This is a genomic window from Pseudomonas sp. 2(2015) (genome assembly GCF_000955865.1).
Taxonomy (GTDB): domain Bacteria; phylum Pseudomonadota; class Gammaproteobacteria; order Pseudomonadales; family Pseudomonadaceae; genus Aquipseudomonas.
In genome coordinates, this window is record NZ_JYOF01000013.1 from 101,218 (window position 1) to 122,927 (window position 21,710).

Annotated in this window: 24 protein-coding genes; 18 read left to right on the forward strand and 6 right to left on the reverse strand. The window is 62.1% G+C overall.

From position 1 onward, the window contains the following. Positions 1 to 42: 42 nt before the first annotated feature. The 7 genes from UB48_RS17945 to UB48_RS17975 all read left to right on the forward strand — a co-directional run bounded on the left by UB48_RS17945 (position 43) and on the right by UB48_RS17975 (position 9,157). A complete protein-coding gene (locus tag UB48_RS17945) occupies positions 43 to 1,041 on the forward strand; it encodes a phosphate ABC transporter substrate-binding protein PstS (protein ID WP_045199510.1) in 999 nt (332 codons plus the stop codon). 139 nt (positions 1,042 to 1,180) lie between these two features. After that, the gene (locus UB48_RS17950; RefSeq protein WP_045199513.1) at positions 1,181 to 3,469 is read left to right on the forward strand and encodes an ABC transporter permease subunit; all 2,289 of its coding nucleotides are present in this window, start codon (positions 1,181 to 1,183) and stop codon (positions 3,467 to 3,469) included. A gap of 71 nt (positions 3,470 to 3,540) precedes the next feature. Next, the gene (pstA, locus tag UB48_RS17955; RefSeq protein WP_176794310.1) at positions 3,541 to 5,157 is read left to right on the forward strand and encodes a phosphate ABC transporter permease PstA; all 1,617 of its coding nucleotides are present in this window, start codon (positions 3,541 to 3,543) and stop codon (positions 5,155 to 5,157) included. Between the two features lie 97 nt (positions 5,158 to 5,254). Further along, positions 5,255 to 6,088 (forward strand): phosphate ABC transporter ATP-binding protein PstB, encoded by an 834-nt coding sequence (pstB, locus tag UB48_RS17960; protein WP_045199517.1) that lies wholly within the window; start codon positions 5,255 to 5,257, stop codon positions 6,086 to 6,088. A 121-nt stretch (positions 6,089 to 6,209) separates the two neighbouring features. Next, on the forward strand, positions 6,210 to 6,968 hold the full coding sequence (gene phoU / locus UB48_RS17965) for a phosphate signaling complex protein PhoU (RefSeq protein WP_038997986.1): 759 nt from the start codon (positions 6,210 to 6,212) through the stop codon (positions 6,966 to 6,968). A gap of 152 nt (positions 6,969 to 7,120) precedes the next feature. Then, positions 7,121 to 8,017, forward strand: a complete 897-nt coding sequence (locus tag UB48_RS17970; RefSeq protein WP_045199519.1) for a response regulator — start codon at positions 7,121 to 7,123, stop codon at positions 8,015 to 8,017. A 243-nt stretch (positions 8,018 to 8,260) separates the two neighbouring features. Then, positions 8,261 to 9,157 (forward strand): peptidoglycan DD-metalloendopeptidase family protein, encoded by an 897-nt coding sequence (locus tag UB48_RS17975; protein ID WP_045199521.1) that lies wholly within the window; start codon positions 8,261 to 8,263, stop codon positions 9,155 to 9,157. Positions 9,158 to 9,163: 6 nt separating this feature from the next. On the opposite strand, the gene UB48_RS17980 is transcribed toward UB48_RS17975, so the two are convergent. The 3 genes from UB48_RS17980 to phoB form a co-directional block, all read right to left on the reverse strand. Further along, positions 9,164 to 10,504, reverse strand: a complete 1,341-nt coding sequence (locus tag UB48_RS17980; protein ID WP_045199523.1) for a hemolysin family protein — start codon at positions 10,502 to 10,504, stop codon at positions 9,164 to 9,166. Positions 10,505 to 10,617: 113 nt separating this feature from the next. Beyond that, entirely contained in the window at positions 10,618 to 11,892 is a 1,275-nt protein-coding gene (gene phoR / locus UB48_RS17985) for a phosphate regulon sensor histidine kinase PhoR (protein ID WP_230090937.1), read from the reverse strand. Positions 11,893 to 12,043: 151 nt separating this feature from the next. Further along, a complete protein-coding gene (phoB, locus tag UB48_RS17990; RefSeq protein WP_010225936.1) occupies positions 12,044 to 12,733 on the reverse strand; it encodes a phosphate regulon transcriptional regulator PhoB in 690 nt (229 codons plus the stop codon). Between the two features lie 146 nt (positions 12,734 to 12,879). On the opposite strand from phoB, the gene UB48_RS17995 reads away from it, so the two are divergent. Beyond that, complete coding sequence (locus UB48_RS17995; RefSeq protein WP_045199527.1) at positions 12,880 to 13,254, forward strand: hypothetical protein; 375 nt, start codon at positions 12,880 to 12,882, stop codon at positions 13,252 to 13,254. A gap of 47 nt (positions 13,255 to 13,301) precedes the next feature. On the opposite strand, the gene ubiA is transcribed toward UB48_RS17995, so the two are convergent. Together ubiA and UB48_RS18005 are read right to left on the reverse strand one after the other, a co-directional pair. Then, positions 13,302 to 14,189, reverse strand: coding sequence for a 4-hydroxybenzoate octaprenyltransferase (ubiA, locus tag UB48_RS18000; RefSeq protein WP_045199529.1), 888 nt, complete (start codon positions 14,187 to 14,189; stop codon positions 13,302 to 13,304). Then, on the reverse strand, positions 14,189 to 14,752 hold the full coding sequence (locus UB48_RS18005) for a chorismate lyase (RefSeq protein ID WP_045199531.1): 564 nt from the start codon (positions 14,750 to 14,752) through the stop codon (positions 14,189 to 14,191). Before UB48_RS18005 ends, ubiA begins: the two co-directional genes overlap by 1 nt. 168 nt (positions 14,753 to 14,920) lie before the next feature. Between UB48_RS18005 and UB48_RS18010 the strand changes: the two genes are divergently transcribed. From UB48_RS18010 to UB48_RS18055, 10 genes are all read left to right on the forward strand, one after another. Continuing rightward, positions 14,921 to 15,088: a rubredoxin gene (locus UB48_RS18010; RefSeq protein ID WP_045199533.1), complete on the forward strand. Its 168-nt coding sequence runs from the start codon at positions 14,921 to 14,923 to the stop codon at positions 15,086 to 15,088. Between the two features lie 34 nt (positions 15,089 to 15,122). Continuing rightward, positions 15,123 to 16,271: an NAD(P)/FAD-dependent oxidoreductase gene (locus UB48_RS18015; RefSeq protein ID WP_045199534.1), complete on the forward strand. Its 1,149-nt coding sequence runs from the start codon at positions 15,123 to 15,125 to the stop codon at positions 16,269 to 16,271. Positions 16,272 to 16,458: 187 nt separating this feature from the next. Continuing rightward, a complete protein-coding gene (locus tag UB48_RS18020) occupies positions 16,459 to 16,734 on the forward strand; it encodes an HU family DNA-binding protein (protein WP_003213368.1) in 276 nt (91 codons plus the stop codon). 181 nt (positions 16,735 to 16,915) lie between these two features. Continuing rightward, positions 16,916 to 17,134, forward strand: coding sequence for a hypothetical protein (locus UB48_RS18025; protein ID WP_045199537.1), 219 nt, complete (start codon positions 16,916 to 16,918; stop codon positions 17,132 to 17,134). Further along, positions 17,131 to 17,463: a hypothetical protein gene (locus UB48_RS18030; protein ID WP_045199539.1), complete on the forward strand. Its 333-nt coding sequence runs from the start codon at positions 17,131 to 17,133 to the stop codon at positions 17,461 to 17,463. Before UB48_RS18025 ends, UB48_RS18030 begins: the two co-directional genes overlap by 4 nt. Next, positions 17,460 to 17,840: a hypothetical protein gene (locus tag UB48_RS18035; RefSeq protein WP_045199541.1), complete on the forward strand. Its 381-nt coding sequence runs from the start codon at positions 17,460 to 17,462 to the stop codon at positions 17,838 to 17,840. Before UB48_RS18030 ends, UB48_RS18035 begins: the two co-directional genes overlap by 4 nt. Beyond that, positions 17,837 to 18,367 carry a hypothetical protein gene (locus UB48_RS18040; RefSeq protein ID WP_052676540.1) on the forward strand — a complete coding sequence of 177 codons (531 nt, stop codon included), beginning with the start codon at positions 17,837 to 17,839 and terminating at the stop codon, positions 18,365 to 18,367. Before UB48_RS18035 ends, UB48_RS18040 begins: the two co-directional genes overlap by 4 nt. Next, positions 18,364 to 19,371 (forward strand): sel1 repeat family protein, encoded by a 1,008-nt coding sequence (locus tag UB48_RS18045; protein ID WP_045199543.1) that lies wholly within the window; start codon positions 18,364 to 18,366, stop codon positions 19,369 to 19,371. The genes UB48_RS18040 and UB48_RS18045 overlap by 4 nt, the downstream gene beginning before the upstream one ends. After that, positions 19,362 to 19,751: a hypothetical protein gene (locus UB48_RS18050; protein WP_045199545.1), complete on the forward strand. Its 390-nt coding sequence runs from the start codon at positions 19,362 to 19,364 to the stop codon at positions 19,749 to 19,751. Before UB48_RS18045 ends, UB48_RS18050 begins: the two co-directional genes overlap by 10 nt. Positions 19,752 to 19,868: 117 nt before the next feature. Further along, positions 19,869 to 20,243 (forward strand): helicase, encoded by a 375-nt coding sequence (locus tag UB48_RS18055; RefSeq protein WP_045199547.1) that lies wholly within the window; start codon positions 19,869 to 19,871, stop codon positions 20,241 to 20,243. 22 nt (positions 20,244 to 20,265) lie between these two features. Here UB48_RS18055 and UB48_RS18060 read toward each other — a convergent pair whose 3' ends face one another. Continuing rightward, positions 20,266 to 21,666, reverse strand: coding sequence for an aminoacyl-tRNA deacylase and HDOD domain-containing protein (locus UB48_RS18060; RefSeq protein ID WP_045199549.1), 1,401 nt, complete (start codon positions 21,664 to 21,666; stop codon positions 20,266 to 20,268). Positions 21,667 to 21,710: the final 44 nt, after the last annotated feature.

Here is a 21,710-nt window from a genome sequence, read left to right on the forward strand (position 1 = left end):
GGGCCCGATCCATCTCACCCCAATTCCTGCTAGGAGCAAGGCATGAAACTGAAGCGTTTGATGGCGGCCCTGACTTTCGTCGCCGCTGGCGTTGCCACCGCCAATGCGGTTGCCGCTGTTGACCCTGCTATTCCGACCTACACTAAGACCACCGGTGTGTCGGGCAACCTCTCCAGCGTCGGTTCCGATACCCTGGCCAACCTCATGACCCTGTGGGCCGAGGCCTACAAAAAGGAATATCCGAACGTCAACATCCAGATTCAGGCTGCCGGCTCCTCCACCGCGCCACCCGCGCTGACTGAAGGCACCGCCAACCTCGGCCCGATGAGCCGCAAGATGAAGGACGTCGAGCTGCAGGCCTTCGAACAGAAGTACGGCTACAAGCCAACCGCCATCCCGGTTGCCGTCGACGCCCTGGCCGTATTCGTACACAAGGACAACCCGATCAAAGGCCTGACCATGGCCCAGGTCGATGCAATCTTCTCTTCGACCCGCCTGTGCGGCGCCAAGGCCGACGTGAAAACCTGGGGTGACCTGGGCGTGACCGGCGACCTGGCCAACAAGCCAGTGCAGCTGTTCGGCCGTAACTCGGTGTCCGGCACCTACGGCTACTTCAAGGAAGAAGCCCTGTGCAAAGGCGACTTCAAGCCTAACGTCAACGAACAACCTGGCTCGGCTTCGGTCGTGCAGTCGATCAGCAGCTCGCTGAACGGCATCGGTTACTCGGGCATCGGCTACAAAACCGCCAGCGTCAAGACTGTAGCCTTGGCCAAGAAAGAAGGCGGTGCCTTCGTTGAAGACAACGAAGCCAACGCCCTGAACGGCACCTACCCGCTGTCGCGCTTCCTCTACGTCTACGTCAACAAGGCGCCGAACAAGCCTCTGGCCCCGCTGGAAGCCGAGTTCGTCAAGCTGGTGCTGTCGCAAGCCGGCCAGCAAGTGGTGGTGAAGGATGGTTACATCCCGCTGCCAGCCAAAGTGGTTGATAAAGCCCTGGCTGACCTGGGCCTGAATCACAACGGCAACGTTGCGAAGAAGTAACTGAAGGACCGGCGGGGGCGGGTTTTGTCCCGGTCTCGCCACTCATTGCGAGTCCGCTGCCAGGGGTATCTGCGCGGCGGGCTTTTTTGCGTCACTGCATTGTCATGTTTTTGTCATACGGGACCGCTAGGGTGTGCGCATGAATGATCTGGCCAACTCCACCATGACCCAAAATTCTCCCCCCGTGCGGATTGACTTCAATACGCCCGAACTGCAACGCAAGCGGCGCATGCGTGCGCTCAAGGATCGCCTGACCCGCTGGTATGTACTGGTGGGCGGGCTTGCCGTGCTGGCAGCCATTACCCTGATCTTCTTCTACCTGGCCTATGTGGTCGTACCGCTGTTCCAGGGCGCTACCCTGACCAGCAAGAAGGCTCTGGAGCCTACCTGGCTGCAGCAGGACGCCGGCAAGCCGCTGATGATCGCCCTGGAAGAGCAGAACCTGGTCGGCATGCGGGTTTCCGACAAGGGCCAGGCGCTGTTCTTCGACACCAAGAGCGGTGCCGAGCTCAAGCGCGTCGAACTGCCGGTGCCGGCTGGCACCCAGGTGACCTCGATCGGTGCCGATCAGCCGGGTAACCCGCTGGTGGTGCTGGGCCTGTCCAATGGCCAGGCGCTGGTGTTCAGTCATAGCTACAAGATCACCTACCCGGACAACAAGAAAACCATCACTCCGGCCATCGACTACCCCTATGGCCAGGAGCCCTTCGCCCTGGATGACCAGGGCCGGGCGCTGGAGCATGTCAGCCTCAACGTCAATGGCGAGACCCTGGTGGTGGCCGGTTCCACCGGTGCGCACCTGCAGGTGGTGTCGCTGAGCCGCGAAGAGAACATGATGACCGGCGAAGTCACCAGCGAGCAGAGCCGTATCGAGCTGCCGCAGATGACCGAAGCGGTCAAAGCCATTTTCATCGACCCGCGCCAGCAGTGGTTGTATGTGATCAACGGTCGTGCCCAGGCTGACGTTTTCAGCCTGCGCGACAAGAGCCTCAACGGCCGCTACAAGCTGCTTGACGACGGCAATGCCGAAGTCACCGCCAGCACTCAGCTGGTGGGTGGTATCTCGCTGATCATCGGTGACTCCAAGGGCGGCCTGGCCCAGTGGTTCATGGCCCGCGACCCGGATGGCGAGCAGCGCTTCAAGCGCATTCGCGAGTTTCAGATGGGCAAGGCGCCGGTGGTGCAGATCGATGCCGAAGAGCGCCGCAAGGGCTTCGTTGCCCTCGACGCTGACGGCAAGCTCGGCGTGTTCCACAGCACCGCGCACCGTACCCTGCTGGTCGAGCCGGCCGCTGAAGGCGCGGGCATTCTGGCGCTGTCGCCACGGGCCAACCGCATCATCATCGAAGAAGGCGGCAAGCTGCTGCCGCTGACCCTGAAGAACCCGCACCCGGAAGTGTCCTGGAGCGCGCTGTGGAGCAAGGTCTGGTACGAGAACTACGACGAGCCCAAGTATGTCTGGCAGTCGACCGCCTCGAACACCGACTTCGAACCCAAGCTGAGCCTGTCGCCGCTGACCTTCGGTACCTTGAAGGCCGCGTTCTACGCGATGATCCTCGCTGCGCCGCTGGCCATTGCCGCCGCCATCTACACCGCCTACTTCATGGCCCCGGGCATGCGCCGCAAGGTCAAGCCGGTGATCGAACTGATGGAGGCGATGCCGACGGTGATTCTCGGCTTCTTCGCCGGCCTGTTCCTGGCGCCGTTCCTTGAAGGCCACCTGCCGGGTGTGTTCAGCCTGTTCCTGTTGATGCCGCTGGGCATCCTGGTCGCCGGCTTCGCCTGGAGCCGCCTGCCCGAGTCGCTGCGCCTGCGGGTTCCGGATGGCTGGGAAGCGGCGATCCTGATCCCGGTGATCCTCTTCACCGGCTGGTTCGCCCTGTACATGAGCCCGTTCATCGAGACCTGGTTCTTCGACGGCGACATGCGCCTGTGGATTACCAACGACCTGGGTATCACCTACGACCAGCGCAACGCCCTGGTGGTCGGTATCGCCATGGGTTTTGCGGTGATCCCAAACATCTACTCGATCGCCGAAGACGCCGTGTTCAGCGTGCCGCGCAGCCTGACCCTGGGTTCGCTGGCACTCGGTGCCACGCCATGGCAGACCCTGACCCGCGTGGTCATCCTGACCGCAAGCCCGGGGATCTTCTCGGCGCTGATGATCGGCATGGGCCGCGCGGTGGGTGAAACCATGATCGTGCTGATGGCCACCGGCAACACCCCGGTCATGGAAATGAACCTGTTCGAAGGTATGCGCACCCTGGCGGCCAACGTTGCGGTGGAGATGCCCGAGTCGGAAGTCGGTGGCAGTCACTACCGCGTGCTGTTCCTCGCCGCGCTGGTGCTGCTGATGTTCACCTTCGTGATGAACACCTTGGCCGAGCTGATTCGCCAGCGTCTGCGCAAGAAATACTCGTCGCTTTGATAGAAAGGTAGCGATCCGTGAAAAAGGATTCCCTCAAAAGCTGGTTCAAGAGCGGCGCCCCCGGCGTCTGGATGAGCGGTGGCGCGGTCGCCATCGCGGTGATCATGACCATCGGTCTGCTCGCCGTGATCGCCGTGCGCGGCCTGGGCCATTTCTGGCCGGCCGACCTGCTGCAAGCCAGCTACAACGTGCCTGGCCAGGCCAACCACATCGTCGTTGGCGAAGTGGTGCAGAAGGAAGAGGTACCCCGTGCCCGTTTGAAAGGTGCCGGCCTGCCGGTGCCTGATGAAGGCCCGGAGTTCATGACCCGCGAGCTGATCAAGGTCGGTAACCGCGACCTCAACGGTAGCGACTTCACCTGGGTGGTCGGCGAATGGCTGACCGACCAGCACAAGCCGGTCGACCTGATCGCCCTGGAGCGCCGCGAGTGGGGCAACTTCTATGGCTACCTGGTCAGCGTCAAGGAAAACGGCAAGGTCGTCGCCGAAGGCCAGGCGGCCTGGCGCGAGCTGCAAGATCGCCTCAAGCGTGCCGACAAGCTGGCCGGCGAGCTGCAGAAGCTCGAGAAGAAGGACATCGGTGCGATCAACTACGGTCTTGAGCGTCTGCGCCTGCAGACCCGCAAGCTGGAGCTGGACGGCAAGCTGGACGCCGCTGCCCAGGCCGATATCGAAGCCGAGCGCGCCGAGCTGAACAACCGCTACAAGGCCATCGAAGAGCGTCTGGGCGGCCTGCACCAGGACTTCGGCCGCGACAGCCTGGTGGCCAAGGACGGTAATGGTCGTGAGGTGGAAATCAACCTAAGCAAGGTGGTGCATGCCTACCAGCCGAACGGCATGGGTATCTTCACCAAGCTGGGCGTGTATTTTGCCAAGGTCTGGGAATTCCTCAGCGACGACCCGCGTGAAGCCAACACCGAAGGCGGGATCTTCCCGGCGATCTTCGGTACCGTGATGATGACCCTGATCATGGCCGTGATCGTCACCCCGTTCGGCGTGCTGGCGGCGGTGTACCTGCGTGAATATGCGCGTCAGGGCCCGGTGACCCGCCTGATCCGTATTGCGGTGAACAACCTCGCCGGTGTTCCGGCGATCGTCTACGGCGTGTTCGGCCTGGGCTTCTTCGTCTATGTGCTGGGTGGCTCGCTCGACCGGCTGTTCTTCCCCGAAGCGCTGCCGGCGCCGACCCTGGGTACCCCGGGGCTGCTTTGGGCTTCGCTGACCCTGGCGCTGCTGGCGGTGCCGGTGGTGATCGTGGCCACTGAAGAAGGTCTGGCGCGGATTCCGCGTACGGTCCGTGAAGGCTCGCTGGCGCTCGGTGCAACCAAGGCCGAGACCCTGTGGAAGATCGTCCTGCCCATGGCCAGCCCGGCGATGATGACCGGCATGATCCTCGCCGTGGCCCGGGCCGCCGGTGAAGTGGCGCCGCTGATGCTGGTAGGTGTGGTGAAGCTGGCGCCGTCGCTGCCGGTGGACGGCAATTACCCGTACCTGCACCTGGACCAGAAGATCATGCACCTGGGCTTCCACATCTATGACGTCGGCTTCCAGAGCCCGAACGTCGAGGCCGCGCGGCCGCTGGTGTACGCCACCGCGCTGTTGCTGGTGCTGGTAATCGCCACCCTGAACCTCTCGGCGGTATGGATTCGTAACCACCTGCGCGAGAAGTACAAGGCGCTGGACAGCTGACTGAAAGCTATTAGCCATAAGCGGCAAGCTACACGCCGCTTTTGCTCAAACTTGCAGCTTGCAGCTAGAAGCTTGCAGCTACAAACGGAGTGAAATCATGCAACATGAAACCCATTCTCACGGTATCGACATGTCGGCCCTGGGTCGCGACAAACAGAGCCTGCGCCTGGCTGAAGAAACCGTAGCCATCGAAGTGCCTGGCCTGAGCCTGTACTACGGCGACAAGCAAGCGCTGTTCGATGTCAGCATGAACATCCCCAAGCAGCGTGTGACCGCTTTCATCGGTCCGTCCGGCTGCGGTAAATCGACCTTGCTGCGCACCTTCAACCGCATGAACGACCTGGTTGACGGCTGCCGCGTGGACGGCGCGATCAACCTTTACGGCAACAACATCTACCGCAAGGGCGAAGACGTCGCCGAACTGCGCCGCCGGGTTGGCATGGTGTTCCAGAAGCCCAACCCGTTCCCCAAGACCATTTACGAGAACGTGGTCTACGGCCTGCGTATCCAGGGCATCAACAAGAAGCGCGTGCTCGACGAAGCCGTGGAGTGGGCGCTCAAGGGTGCGGCGCTGTGGGAGGAGGTCAAGGACCGCCTGCACGAGTCGGCGCTGGGCCTGTCCGGTGGTCAGCAGCAGCGCCTGGTGATTGCCCGTACCATTGCCGTGGAGCCGGAAGTACTGCTGCTCGATGAGCCGTGCTCGGCACTCGACCCGATCTCGACGCTGAAGGTCGAAGAGCTGATCTACGAGCTCAAGTCCAAGTACACCATCGTCATCGTTACCCATAACATGCAGCAGGCGGCGCGGGTCTCCGACTACACCGCATTCATGTACATGGGCAAGCTGGTGGAGTTCGGTGATACCGACACGCTGTTCACCAACCCGGCGAAGAAGCAGACCGAAGACTACATCACCGGCCGGTATGGCTAGCGGCAGTTGCAAGCTTCAAGCCGCAAGCTGCAAGAAAGTGGCGAGCGTGAAGCCCGGGAACGACACGAACAAACTTGAAGCTTGAAGCTTGCTACTTGAAGCTTTTTCGCGGAGCGAAAGCATGATCGATAAAGACAGCCTTACCCACCATATCTCCCAGCAGTTCAACGCCGAACTCGAAGAGGTTCGCAGCCACCTCCTGGCGATGGGCGGCCTGGTCGAGAAGCAGGTCAACGATGCGGTTACCGCGCTGATCGAGGCCGACTCGGGCCTGGCCCAGCAGGTGCGCGAAGTCGACGAGCAGATCAACCAGATGGAGCGCAACATCGACGAAGAGTGCGTGCGCATTCTGGCCCGACGTCAGCCGGCGGCGTCTGACCTGCGCCTGATCATCAGCATTTCCAAGTCGGTAATTGACCTGGAGCGCATCGGCGACGAGTCGACCAAGATTGCCCGTCGCGCCATCCAGCTGTGCGAAGAAGGCGAATCGCCTCGCGGTTACGTTGAAGTGCGTCACATCGGCGACCAGGTGCGCAACATGGTCCGTGATGCCCTGGATGCCTTTGCCCGTTTCGACGCCGACCTGGCGCTGTCGGTGGCCCAGTACGACAAGACCATCGACCGCGAGTACAAGACCGCGCTGCGCGAGCTGGTCACCTACATGATGGAAGATCCACGCTCGATCTCGCGCGTTCTCAGCGTGATCTGGGCGCTGCGTTCGCTGGAGCGTATCGGCGACCACGCGCGCAACATCTCCGAGCTGGTGATCTACCTGGTGCGCGGTACCGACGTCCGTCACCTGGGCCTCAAGCGTATGCAGGAAGAGGTTCAGCGCAGCGGCGAAAAGGCTAATGTTCCGGGCAAATCTGACGATAACTAAGACTGCCCGAGAATGAACGCCCGGCCTTGGCCGGGCGTTTTCGTTTGCGGGTGAGGCAGCCGCGAACGAAACAACGAGTCCCGGCGTGACCCAATGTTTGGCAAATGGCCATCAGTCAGCGTTATGCTAGTCGGGATTCAATAGGAGTGGCGATGAGTAAAGTCAGTGTGTTGGTTGTGGATGATGCGCCGTTCATTCGCGACCTGGTCAAGAAGTGCCTGCGTAACTACTTCCCCGGTATTGTCATCGAAGATGCGGTCAACGGCCGCAAGGCCCAGACCTTGCTAAGCCGTGAGGCTTTCGACCTGGTCCTGTGCGACTGGGAAATGCCGGAAATGTCCGGCCTTGAGCTGCTGACCTGGTGCCGTCAGCAAGAGTCGATGAAGACCCTGCCGTTCATCATGGTGACCAGCCGTGGCGACAAGGAGAACGTGGTCCAGGCGATTCAGGCCGGGGTCTCGGATTTCGTCGGCAAGCCGTTCACCAACGAGCAACTGCTGACCAAGGTGAAAAAAGCCCTGACCAAGGTCGGCAAGCTCGACACCTTGCTGGCCAGTGCGCCGACCCGCGCGACGTCGGCGTTTGCCAACGACTCGCTGAGCGCCCTGACTGGCGGCCGTGCCGAAACGGTCAAGCCGACAGCCCCGGTGGCCCCGGTGGCCGCGGCCAAACCCCTGGTGAGCGCTCCCAAGCCTGCAGCTGCGGCGCCGGCAGGGCGTGGCCAGGGCCAACTGCGCCTGCCAAGCGGCGTGCAGCCGTGTGTGATCAAGGCCTTGAGCCTCAAGGAAGCGCTGCTGGTGGTGCGTCGTGGCGAAACCCTGCCACAGGTTCTGGAAGGCGCGGTACTCGACCTGGAGCAGGGCGAGAACGCCGAGATCGCCCGCCTCAACGGCTACCTGCATGCGGTTGCCGCGCTGGAGCCGAAACCCGACAGCGACTGGTTGCAACTGACCTTCAAGTTCGTTGACCAGGATGCGCAGAAGCTCGACTACCTGTCGCGTCTGATCGCCCGCGGTTCGGCGCAGAAGCACTTCGTGCCAGGGGCCTGAAGGCCCTGTAGGAGCGGGCCTTGCCCGCGATCGAGCGCGCAGCGGTCGCAATCCAGACAACACCTGATGTATTGACTGGGCTGGCCTCTTCGCGGGGCAAGCCGGCGCCTACAGGAGCCGGCCTTGCCGGCGATCAATGCACCGTTCGTCTCCTGGTACACCCCTGAAACACTCTCGCCATACCCCCGCCAAAATCCGCTGCTAGGCTTCGACAGACCACTCACTGTCAAAAAGCCACTACTCATGCCTGCACGCACGCTGCTGTTCTGCGCCTTGCTCATGGCCTGCGGCCCTGTGCTGGCCATGACCCTATACAAAAGTACCGACGCCTACGGCGTGGTGTCCTATTCCGATCGACCGATTCCCGGCGGCCGGGCGTTTGTCTTTGGCGACAGGATGGTTGAGCAACTGGAAACCCAGGTGCAGTTGCAGGCCAACCGCTTTGCCGCAGGCGTGCGCTTCAGTGCGCGTAACGACACCTACGCGCCGGTCGAGGTAGAGCTGCGCCTGGAGCGCCTGGGCAATGTCCAGGGTGGGGCGTCGCGTTTGGTGCGGCGGGTGGTGCCGGCGCGCAGCACGGTGGCGCTGACGCTGCTCAGTGCCCGCCAGCCCGGCAAGCCGGTGAGCTACAAGAGCACGTTCGATTTTGCCCTGGGCAACCCAGGCCAGCGTCAACAGGCGTTCCGTTACCCATTGCCCTGGCGCGGCGGGCCCTTTCGCCTGACCCAGGGGCCCAATGGCCGCTACAGCCACTTCGGGCCCAAGGGCCGTTATGCCATGGACATCGCCATGCCTGAAGGCACGCCGATCATCGCCGCACGGGCAGGGGTGGTGATCAAGACCGAAAACAGCCAGAGCGGCCGTGGCAGTCATCCGTCAGGCAACTTTGTGCGCATCCTTCACGAAGACGGCACCATGGGCGTGTACCTGCACCTGATGCGCGGCTCAGTGGTGGTCAGGGAAGGGCAGCGGGTGGTGTACGGCACGCCGCTGGCAAAATCCGGCAATACCGGCAACAGCAGCGGCCCGCACTTGCACTTTGTGGTGCAGCGCAACGTCGGGCTGGCGCTGGAGTCGATACCCTACCAGTTCAACCAGCCCGTCGGCGGGCTGCCGAACTTTACCGCCGGCAACCCCTGAGGCGGCTCAATCGAGCTTGAGCACCTTGGCCAGGACGATCTTCGGCCCCTTCATCTTTTTGATGATGATGCGCAGGCCTTCGACTTCCAGTAGCTCTTCCTCTTCCGGAACCCGCTTGAGGGTCTCGTAGACCAGGCCGGCGAGGGTTTCGGCCTCGATGTGGTCCAGGTCCACGCCAAGCAGGCGCTCGACCTTGAACAGCGGGGTGTCGCCGCGTACCAGCAGCTTGCCCGGCTGGTAGGCGAGGATGCCGCGCTCGGCCTTGCGGTGTTCGTCCTGGATGTCGCCAACCAGCACTTCCAGCACGTCCTCCATGGTCAGGTAGCCGATGACCTTGCCGTCGGCTTCCTCGACCAGCGCAAAGTGCGCACCGCCTTTGCGGAACTGCTCGAGCAGGTGCGCCAGCGGCATGTGCCGCGACACGCGCTCCAGCGGCCGGGTCAGCTCGGCCAGGTTGAACGACTCGGGGATATGGTCGAGATCGGCCAGCTCCAGCAGCAGGTCCTTGATGTGCAGCAGGCCGATGAATTCGCCGCGCTCGGCATCGAGTACCGGGTAGCGACTGAACTTGTGCCGACGGAACATCGCGAGGATTTCCTTGAGCGGCGCGTTGGCATCGAGGCAGACCATGTCTTCCCGCGAGTTAGCCCAGTCGACCACTTCCAGCTCGCCCATTTCCACCGCCGAGGCCAGTACCCGCATGCCTTGGTCGCTAGGGTCCTGGCCACGGCTGGAGTGCAGGATCAGCTTGAGTTCTTCACGGCTGTAGTGGTGTTCGTGGTGCGGCCCGGGCTCGCCCTGGCCAGCAATACGCAAGATGGCGTTGGCGCTGGCGTTGAGCAGGTAGATGGCCGGGTACATCAGCCAGTAGAACAGGTACAGCGGCACCGCCGTCCACAGCGACAGCAGCTCGGGCTTGCGGATCGCCCAGGACTTGGGCGCCAGCTCACCGACAACGATGTGCAGGTAGGAGATGACGAAGAAGGCGCTGAAGAACGAGATGCCCTTGATGACTTCCGGCGATTCAACGCCGACGGCGGCCAGCAGGGGTTCGAGCAGGTGCGCGAAGGCCGGCTCACCGACCCAGCCCAGGCCCAGCGAGGCCAGGGTGATGCCCAGTTGGCAAGCGGACAGGTAGGCGTCCAGCTGGCTGTGTACGGTGCGCAGGATCTGCCCGCGCCAGCCATGCTGCTCGGCAATCGACTCGACCCGGGTCGAGCGCAATTTGACCATGGCGAACTCGGCGGCAACAAAGAAGCCGTTGAGCAGAACCAGCAGCAGAGCAAAAAGAATCATGCCGAAATCGGCGAAAAGTGCAGCGAGGTTGAAACCAGGGGAAGGGTCCATGATGGAGTTTTACGGGGTCCGTCTTTTAAGAAAGGGAGTACAGCAATGCCAGCATTAGCTGGCGCGAGTCAGCCAATGTAGCGGCTGACTGCGCAAATTTAAAGGGCGGCGGCTCAGGATGCCTGGCGCGAGGCTATCTGCACCGGGGCGAAATGGCAGGTAAAGGTGCTGCCATGGCCTGGCACGCTGCTGATTTCCAGGCGCGCGCGATGGCGCAGCAGCACGTGCTTGACGATCGCCAGGCCCAGGCCGGTGCCACCGGTATTGGAGGCACGGCTGGAGTCGACGCGGTAGAAGCGCTCGGTCAGGCGTGGCAGATGCTTGGGGTCGATGCCGATGCCCGAGTCCTGCACGCTCAGGTGTGCGCCTTGCTCGTCGGCCCACCAGCGGATGCGGATCTGGCCTTCGTCCTGGGTGTATTTGACTGCATTGAACACCAGGTTGGAGAAGGCGCTGCGCAGCTCCGCCTCGCTACCCTTGAGGCGAATGCCCGGCTGCGCCTCCAGGCTGATGCGCTGGTTACGCTGCCCGGACAATGCCTGGGCGTCGCCCTTGATCGATTGCAGCAGGCTCTCGACCGCTACTGGCTGGTTGTCCGAGGGGTAGTCGGTGGCTTCCAGCTTGGCCAGCAACAGCAGGTCGTTGAGCAGCGTTTGCATGCGCCCGCCTTGCTGCTGCATCTGCTGCAGGGCACGAACCCAGCGCGGGTTCACCTCTTCGACGTTATCGAGCAGGGTTTCCAGGTAGCCGGCGATCACCGTCAGCGGCGTGCGCAGTTCGTGGGAGACGTTGGCGACGAAATCCTTGCGCATCTGCTCCAGCTGATGGATGCGGGTGACATCGCGTACCAGCATCAGGTGCTCGTTGTTGCCGTAACGGGTGATGTGCAGTTGCACGCGCATGCGGTCGTTGATCGGCGAGGGGATCTCCAGCGGTTCGAGGTAGTTCTCCTGCTCGAAGTACTCCTTGAAGCGTGGATGACGTACCAGGTTGGTTACTGGCTGGCCGCTGTCCTGCGGGGTCTTGAGGCCGAGCAGGGTTTCCGCGGCGCGGTTCCACCACTCCAGGTTGCCATCGCTGTCGAGCATGATCACCGCATCCTTGAGGGCGGCGGTGGACTCCTGCACCCGGTCGATCACCGCCTGCAGACGCCCGCGCACGCGCTGGTCGCGGCGTTGCAGATGGTAGATGCTGTCGAACACCTCGCCCCACAGGCCATAGCCATCGGGCGGTGCTTCATCGGGTTTGTGCAGGCGCAGCCATTCGTGCAGGCGCAGCAGTTGCTTGAGGGTCCAGCCCAGGTAGATCGCCAGGCCCAGGGCCAGGCTCCAGCCATAGTAGCCGCTGATCAGGCCGGCCAGCAGGCAGACGGTGATCAGCAACAGCATGTGGCGAATCAGGGTGCCATGCCAGTTCTGGTTCAATTGGGATCCTTAGCGGATCAGCTGCACGTTGCAAGCTACAAGCTGCAAGGTTGAAGCGGATCTGCGTGTGCTTTTGCTCTTTCTTGCAGCTTGGGGCTTACAGCTTGCAGCTTTCTCAACTTTTAGTTGAGAACCGGTAACCGGTGCCGCGGACGGTTTGTACCAGATTTTCGTAGGCATCGCCCAATGCCTTGCGCAGGCGGCGGATATGCACGTCGACGGTGCGTTCCTCGACGTAGACGTTGCCGCCCCAGACCTGGTCGAGCAGTTGGCCACGGGTGTAGGCGCGCTCCTGGTGGGTCATGAAGAATTGCAGCAGGCGGTATTCGGTCGGGCCCATTTCGGCCGGCTTGCCGTCGATGGTCACCCGGTGGCTGATTGGATCGAGCAGCAGGCCGCCGACTTCGATCGGCGCTTCGCCATCGCTCGGGCCGGCGCGGCGCAGCACGGCCTTGAGCCGGGCCACCAGCTCGCGCGGCGAGAAAGGCTTGGTGATGTAGTCGTCGGCGCCGACTTCCAGGCCCTGGATCTTGTTGTCTTCCTCACCCTTGGCGGTGAGCATGATGATCGGGATGTCGCCGGTCAGCTCGTCGCGCTTGAGACGGCGGGCCAGTTCGATACCGGAGGTGCCCGGGAGCATCCAGTCGAGCAGGATCAGGTCCGGCTTGCGGTCGACGATGATGGCGTGGGCCTGCTGGGAGTTTTCGGCTTCCAGGCAGTCATAGCCGGCCATTTCCAATGCAACGGCGATCATCTCGCGAATTGGCGCTTCGTCGTCAACGATCAGAATGTTTCTGCCAACCATGCTTAAACCTCTTCCATTAAAGGTGTCTTGGCCCGCATTAGATAACGGAATTATTGCAGTCGTGTGACAGCTCGTGGGCCATTGCAGCAACATTCTGTTACTGGGCTAGGCTTAAATTCCCTCTCCCGAGAATTACGGTGAATCCAATGACACGACATACGCTGAACTGGATGGGTCTATTCGCTGCAGTAGCCCTGGCGCTGCCGGGAGTGGCCTCGGCTCATCATGCCATGGAGAAAGATGGCATGTGGGTCGACCATAACGGTATGACCTTGTACACCTTTGATAAGGACGCTGGTGGCAAATCCATGTGTAACGGTGATTGTGCCAGTAACTGGCCGCCGTTGATGGTCAAGGATGGCGAGAAGGCCGAAGGCAAGTGGACACAGATCAAGCGTGATGACGGCAGCATGCAGTGGGCCTATGACGGCAAGCCGCTGTACACCTTCGTCAAGGACAAGAAGGCGGGGGAAACCACGGGGGATGGCATGAAGGACGTGTGGCACGTCGCCAAACCGTAGTGGCTTTTTCGCGGGGCAAGCCCGCGCGGGCTTGCCCCGCGAAAAAATCAGAAACTGTAATCCAGCACGATGCCGATAAAGATCAGCAGCCCCGCCCAGTGATTGTGCAGAAAGGCCTTGAAGCACGATTCGCGGTCCAGCTTGCGCGTCGACCAGAACTCCCAGGCAAAGCACAGCAAGGCTGCCACCAGTCCCAGGTGGAACCAGCCGCCCAGCTCGAAGCGGTTGCCGGCCAGCAACAGGCAGCCCAGGGACAATACCTGCAAGGTGAGGATGATCACCCGATCGGCTTCACCGAACAGGATGGCGGTGGATTTGACCCCGATTTTCAGGTCGTCATCGCGGTCGACCATGGCGTAGTACGTGTCGTAGCCCACGGTCCACAGCAGGTTGGCGATGTACAGCAGCCAGGCGATGGCCGGCAGCTCGCCGGTGGCGGCGGTGAAGGCCATGGGGATGCCCCAGGAGTAGGCCGCCCCCAGCACCACCTGCGGGTAGTAGGTGTAGCGCTTCATGAACGGGTAACAGGCCGCCAGCGCCACCGCGCCGAACGACAGCCACACCGTGGTGGCATTGGTGCACAGCACCAGCAAGAAACTCACCCCGACCAATACCGCAAACAGGGTCAGCGCCTCGCGGGCGTTGATCCGTCCGGCGGCCAGCGGGCGGTCGGCAGTGCGTTTGACGTGGCCATCGACCTTGCGGTCGGCGAAATCGTTGATGGCGCAGCCGGCAGCGCGCATCAGCACCACGCCGAGGGTGAATATCAGCACGTTGGCCAGGGTCGGCGCGCCCTTGGCGGCAATCCAGACGGCCGAAAGGGTCGGCCACAGCAGCAGGTAGATGCCAATCGGACGGTCCATCCGGCTCAGCTGGATGAAGTCCCAGGCCCGGGGGTGCAGGCGATTGAACGACTTGAGCAACTGCAGGTACATCAGCGGGTCTCCGATGGGGTGTCGGCGGCAATCCACAGTGTAGGCAAGAACACCTCGGCCACCAGCACGCTCAAGGCGTCGCGATCAAAGCGCGAACGGCGCCCCCACAAGCCGGCATGGCACTGCTCCAGCGGCAGCCAGGCCTGCGGATAGTGGCAGACCTCGATGGGCCGGCGGACAAAGCCCTGTTCGCAGAACAGCAGTTCGCCCAATGAGCGGCTGCCCAGCGCTTCCATGTCCAGGCCGCCACTTTCCAGCGAGCTGCGCGCGGCCACGCTGCGGGCAAACACCCAGGGCTGGCCATGGCCGCGCAAGTACACTTCGCGCACCCAGCCTTCGCTGCCCAACGGCAGGTCAAGGGCCTGGCATTCGTCTTCGCGCAGGCGTTGCCAGCCCTCGCAAAGGGGTGTCACGCAAAAGTGATCGGCGGATAATTGAATCAGGCGGCGGGTCAGGGAGCCCTGGTCGTACAACCAGTCGCGAGTCGTGGGCGATGTGCTGTCTGCCAGGTCAGGATGCTGCAGCCAGAGTGCAGCGGGCGCTTGCAATGTTTCGTACGGCACGGCGGTATCGAATAACAGGCCAGAGAGACGCCGAGCTTAGCATGATTGCCCGATCCGGCTTGCATGCTGGCACCAGGCTCCAGTACAAAGCCCTTTCTTTGATGGCCGCCACTGTAATCTTCACGAGAGCGGCCACTCCAATGCCTGAGTCTTTCGAGGAAGTGCGTTATGAAAAAGTGGCAATGTATTGTCTGTGGCCTGGTCTACAACGAAGCTGACGGTTGGCCGGACGACGGCATCGCTCCAGGCACCAGGTGGGAAGACGTACCCGAAGACTGGCTGTGCCCGGACTGCGGTGTCGGCAAGATGGATTTCGAGATGATCGAAATCAACTGATCACATTTCAATCAGATTTCAAGGAAGGCAGCGCATGACGGCTCCAGTGGTGATTGTCGGTACAGGTCTGGCGGGTTACAACCTGGCTCGCGAGTTTCGCAAGCTCGACGGCGATACGCCGTTGTTGCTGATTACCGCCGACGACGGCCGTTCCTACTCCAAGCCGATGCTTTCCACCGGTTTCGCCAAGAACAAGGACGCCGACGGCCTGAGCATGGCCGCACCCGGCGCCATGGCCGAGCAGCTCAAGGCCGAGGTGCGCACCCACACCCGCATCAGCGGCATCGACCCGGGCCACAAGCGCCTGTGGATCGGTGAAGAGCAGGTCCACTACCGCGACCTGATCCTGGCCTGGGGCGCCGAAACCGTGCGGGTGCCGGTCGAAGGCGATGCTGCTGAGCTGATCTTCCCGATCAACGACCTCGAGGACTACGCGCGTTTCCGTGCCGCCGCCGCTGGCAAGCAACGGGTGCTGATCCTCGGCGCCGGCCTGATCGGCTGTGAGTTCGCCAACGACATGAGCCTGGGTGGCTATCAGGTCGAGCTGGTGGCGCCGTGCGAGCAGGTCATGCCGACCTTGCTGCACCCGATGGCGGCAGCCGCGGTTCAGGCCGGCCTTCAAGAGCTGGGCGTGCGCTTGCACCTGGGCCCGGTACTGACCCGCCTGCAGCGGCTGGAGCAGGGCCTGGAAGCGCACTTGTCCGACGGCAGCGTGATTGCTTGCGACCTGGTGGTTTCGGCTGTTGGCCTGCGCCCACGCATCGACCTGGCCTCGGCTGCGGGGTTGCAGGTCAATCGCGGCGTAGTGGTTGATCGCCAGCTGCGTACCTCCCACGCCAACATCTTCGCCCTCGGTGATTGCGCCGAAGTCGATGGCCTCAATCTGCTGTATGTGATGCCGTTGATGAGTTGCGCCCGGGCGCTGGCGCAAACCCTGGCCGGCAACCCGACAGCGGTCGCCTACGGGCCGATGCCGGTTACGGTTAAAACCCCGGCCTGCCCGCTGGTGGTGTCGCCTGTGCCCCATGGCCGTGAGGGCCAGTGGAGCGTTGAAGGCCAGGGCGCCGACCTCAAGGTGCTCTGCCATGACGCAGACGGCCAACTGCTGGGCTATGCCCTGACCGGCACCGCCGTCATGGACAAGCTGGCTCTAAATCGGCAACTTCCGGCGCTGATGGCGTAAATAACCGGCGTTCTGTCGGATTTCCCCTGCCTTTGCCCCAACAATGGCCGCCCAGAGACTGGCGCGGCCCCTGAGGGCATGCCATTCTCACTCCGTCTGCCGCAGTTTAGAGCCTGCGGTGCCTTGGGCGCTGTTCTTCAAGAGCAGCACGGCATAACAACAAAAAAACCGTCAAAGAGGCTTCACTATGCGTAAACCAGAACTCGCCGCCGCCATTGCGGAAAAGGCTGATCTCACCAAAGAGCAAGCCAACCGCGTGCTCAACGCCGTGCTCGAAGAAATCACCGGCGCCCTGCACCGCAAGGACAGCGTGACCCTGGTCGGCTTCGGTACCTTCCTGCAGCGCCACCGCGGTGCCCGCACGGGCAAAAACCCGCAAACCGGCGAGCCGGTCAAGATCAAGGCCAGCAACACCGTTGCTTTCAAACCAGGCAAATCCCTGAAGGACAGCGTCAATCCGTGATGCCTCGCACAGATCGATTGCAGTGAAAAACGGGCACCGCACAAGGTGCCCGTTTTTTATTGCCGCCGCCCTGGCATCTGGCTAGCATACGCGGCCGCCGTCGCAAGGACGGGGAAGTGTCCAGGGAGGGCCGTGATGAAGACCGAAGGATTCGCACTAACCGCTAGCGCAGGGCAACGCCATGTATGACGGCTTGACCTTGCCCAACTACCTGGCGGGCGTTGCCGACAGCGACCTGTTCGGCAGCCTGGCCTTTGTCTGCCTGATATTGATACTCACCAGCCTGCACCGACGCTGGCGTGACCAGCTCTGGCATCGCCTGCTGACGTTCATTTGCCTGACCACCGTGGTGGTCATGGAACTGGTGGGTTCCTACTATGCGAACCTGCCGCCGGCATGAGCAAAGGCAAAGGGTTGGCCCTGGCGTTGCTGGTACTCCTGCTGCTGCCAGGCGTGACCACGCCGTTGTATTCGAACGCGCTGCTGCTGTGGATGGAGCCTGACAACTTCATCCCCGCCGAATCCTCAATGCTGACCTTCGAGCCCTACCAGATTTCCCAGGGCTCCTCGTCCTACTGGCTGTACGGCCAGGACAAGCACAACTACTACCACTTCACCTACGAAGCCGCGCACCCCTATCGCTATATCCCCCGCGACAACAACTGCCCGGGCTTCGACAGGAACGATGTGCGCAGCTGGTGCCAGGCTTTGCAAGGAAACTCCCGATGATCAAACGCTGGCTGATCGCCCTGGCCGTGCATGCGCTGGCTTGCTTCCTGTTCCTGGTGCTCAACGACATCGGGGTTCATTACTACAAGCAGATCTACGGCGGCTTCACCGCCCGCGGCGTGGCGTCTGGCGCGATTTTCTGGCTGGTGTTCGATGTGATGGTGATCTTCAGCCTGGTGATCGTTTTCGTGCCGAGGCTCAAACACAAACTCATGATCAATGGCGCGCTGGTGGCGTTGATCATCTACTGGCTGATGCCGGATCACCCGGTGCGTACGATGTTTTTCAGCCCGCTGGCCGGTGGTCTGACTTTCCTGGCGATAATGATTGCCCACTGGTTGGGCCGGCTGAATGTATTCAACAAGGATCGGTCTTGAAACGTAGGCACTATTTTGCCCTGGCGATGGTTGGGGCATTGGTACTTTGGGTGGGACACAACATCCAGGTATTGATCGACCGGCCAGGCGAAGTCAGGGTGGTCAGCGAATCGGGCCGTTATCTCATGGAGAATGTGCCGGTTGGTGGCTGGCTGGTGCCTTTCGATGACCTGGCCTACCTGCGTTTCATTGACCGCAGCAATCAAAAGCAGGTTTACCGCACGCCGCTGTTCTCGCAGACCTCTTTGGATATGCGCGATTACGAAGACAACGGCACTGTCGGCATCGTCTGGATCAGCTTGTACAAGGCTGATGGGCATATCGAGATCGCCATACCCAACTGGAATCCCCATTGGCTCAACTACTTCATCAGCAATACGCCCTATGACGTGGCCGACGAGCAAGCCGATTGCCGCAAGCCGGAAAACGTCCTGCGCTTTATCCGCGATGTGCTGGGTTACTGGCTGGGTTTCAGTGACTACTGGTGTACTCCCACTCAACAGCTGATCGACAGAGGCAAACCATGAAAGGCTTTGCGACGACGTGGCGGCAGTGGTTCTGCTCGTTCCTGCTGCTGGCCGGGGCGACAACCTGCGCTGGTGCCCCGGCGGACATGCCGGACTGCTCCGACAACGATTTTGGCGCCTTTTTCGCCGCTTTTGCCCAGAGCGAAGCGCTGCAGCAGTCGCTGGTGGCTGACCCGCTGATCGAGCAGCGGATCTACCCCGGTCGCAAGCAACCGCGTGTGGCGATCCGCAAGCTGGCCCCGGAGCAGCGCCCGTCGCTGGCCTTGCTACAGCCGGCCAAGCGTGCCGCGCTGGGGCTGGTGGTCGAGCAGGAGGGTAGCCGGCAAGTGGTGTTGCACGACACCAAGGGCGAACTGCTCAAGGTCTATACCTTTACCCGCGGCCAATGCTGGGTGTTACAGCGGATCGATGACTGGTCGCTGGCGGGCTTCTTTACCGGGCGCCAGGAGAAGGTTGCCGGCGAGCTGGATGTCGAGCGCGCCAGGCTCTATGAGAATCTGGGCAGGGCAGGGCTCTACGACAACCCTGGGCAACTGATGAACGCCGCCCTCAACAGCCTGCTCAGTGCCGCTGCCAAGGGCAACAACGAGGCCGCGGTCCAGGCGGTCATCCTGACTTTTTCAGGGGATGCCGAACGGCTGCCGGACTCGACCATCGTGCAGCTCCTGGAGGCGGCGATGGTCACTGAACGGGACGCCGGGGCCATGCTGGCGCACTTCGTTTGCTACGGCGAAGAGTATGCCGAGGACCGGGTCTGCCAGGACCCGGGCAAAGCGATTCAAGCCTTGCGCCAATCGGCGAAGCTGGAGTCGCCGCGGGGGCTGGTGGAGCTTGGCTTTGCCTACGAGGCAGGCAAGCTTGGCCAGCAGGACAATGACCGCGCCATGGCGTGCTACCAGCAAGCGGCACTGGAGGCCAGCGGTTACCGCGACAGCGCCGTGGACGGTATCAAGCGCCTGAGCGACAAAGGCGTGGTCGAAGACGAGACACAGAAATGCTTGTAACTCGCCCTTACCGCCTGGCAATCGCCCTGGTTGTGCACCTGTTGGCCATTGTCACTTACCTGTGGCTGCACAACACTGGCATGACAATGTACCGGCAGATGGCCGGCGGGCTGATGTCACGCGGCGTCGCGATCGGCATGGGCATGTACCTGATCTTCTACTTCGTGGTGTTGATGAACCTGGCGATCGCGCTGGTGCCGCGGCTCAAGTGGCGGTTGCTGCTGGCGGCGGCCATTCCTGCCGCAATCCTGCTCTACCTGTTGCCCCAGCATCCGCTGCGCGCAATGTTTTGCAGCGTGCTGGGGTTGTCTACGGCACTGGCGGCTGTCGGCGCGAACCAGTTGATTCTGTACGCGTTGAGCAGGTTCAGGCGTCAGTGAATAACCCGGTTACAAGGCCAACGGCGGCTATCATCGGGTAAAGCGCAGAGAACTATGGCGTTTTTGTAGCGAGACTATAAACTGCTTCGCCAGTCACTTTTTAGCCGAGGCGTGCACATGAAGTTTCGCTTTCTCCTTTGGGCCATGGGCCTGCTGATGGCCAAAGCCAGCCGCAACAACCCTGCCTTTCAGCAGCAACTGGCCGACAAGGACCTGGTGTTCCAGCTGCAGACCCTCGATGGCAAGGCGGCGCGCCATTTCATCGTCAAGGACCTGCGGATCAGCAGCAAATCCGGCACTCACCCTGCGCCAGCTTTCGCTATCGCCTTCAAGGATGCCGCGTTCGGTTTTGCCACCCTGCAGGCCAAGAACAAGCAACTGGCCTTCATGCAGGGGATTCAGGACAAAAGCATCCAGATCAAGGGCAACCCGGCGCTGGTGATCTGGTTCCAGGGCCTGATGAAGTACCTGAAGCCGAAAAAGAAGGCCTGACCGCCAAGGTCAGGCTTACGCCTCAATGCTGGCTGAATTGCGAGGCCAGCTCACGCAGCATGGCTTCGGCTTCCAGCACCTTGTTGACCACGTCCTCGGCTTTTTCGCGGGTCAGGTTCAGACGCTCGAGCAGCTCGTCGGGGATGCTTTCCTGCGGCCCCGAGCCGATTCCGCGCGAGCGCAGCAGGCGTACCGCCAGGCACACCAGGTTGGGGAAGGCGGCGCAGTCGCCGGCATAGGTCGGGTCGTGCTGGAAGCGCAGCGCGGTGGACAGCTCATCCGGCATGTCCCAGTAGCGCATCAGCCAGGCGCCGATCTGCTCGCGGCTAATGCCCAGCAGGTGTTGCTCGACATAGCTGTGGCACAGGTGCGGGTTGACCTCCAGGTGCCGGCAGATCAGCGAGAAATGCGGCGGGAACACATGCGCCAGCAACAGGTAACCGAAGTTGTGCAGCAGCCCGGCCAGGTAGGTCAGGCCCGATTCCGGGCGCTCGGCCCGTGGCATGGCCCGGGTCAGGCCCTCGATCACCGCAGCGGTGTAGATCGATTGCTGCCAGTACGGCGTGGTCTGTTGCGGGTGGTCCTTGGGCAGGCTCAGGGTTTTGCCCAGCGCCAGGCCCAGGGCCAGGTTGATCACCAGGTCAAAGCCGAGCACGCGAACGATGGCGTCTTCTACCGAGCGAATCTTGCCCGGTGAGGCGTAGTAGGGCGAAGCCGCCCAGCTGACCACTTGCGCAGCAAGGGCCGGGTCGGTTTCGACCACGCCGGTGATATCGTCGATGGTAGCGTTGGGGTCGACCCGCAGCTTGATGATTTTTTGCGCGGTTTCCGCCAGCGGCGGGATCTCGATGGTGCTTTCCAGGCGCTGCTGGATGCGCCGGGCGGTGAATGCCTGGACGGCCTGGGAAATTTCTTCGCGGTCGTCGTGGGGGCGGTCGAGATTTGGGCGGATGCTGGTCAGCAGTTCGCCGAAGTTGCCGGCGCTGGCCTTGCTGAGCATCTTCTTGAAGTCGTCGCGCTCGATCTCCAGCAACAACCCGGCTTCACCGGAGTGAATCAGCAGGCGCTCGGGACGCAGCAGGCTTTCTTCGTACAGGCACGGTGAGCTGGTCAGCGCCGGAATCCCCGGGAGGATCTTCAGGCCGTGCTTTTCCAGCATGTGGCGCAGGCGTTCCAGCGGTACCGCAGCCAGCTTGCGGCCGGTCAGCTCGGTCAGGCGGCTGAGGTCGAGCAACTGGTTTTGCGGGAACAGCACCATCAACGCGCCGACTTCGTCGTCCAGCAGTACGGCCTGCACTTTGGCGGCGGCCGGCAGCTGCGGATGGTCGGTCACTTCGCGGTAGGCGATGCCGAGCTTGTCGAGCAGCAACCGGATAACAGACGGAGCGTGGGGGGTTGCGGTGTCCAGAGCAACTTCAGTCATGGTCTGTATCCAAAATTTTTTCAATCGCATGAGTATAACCAGCT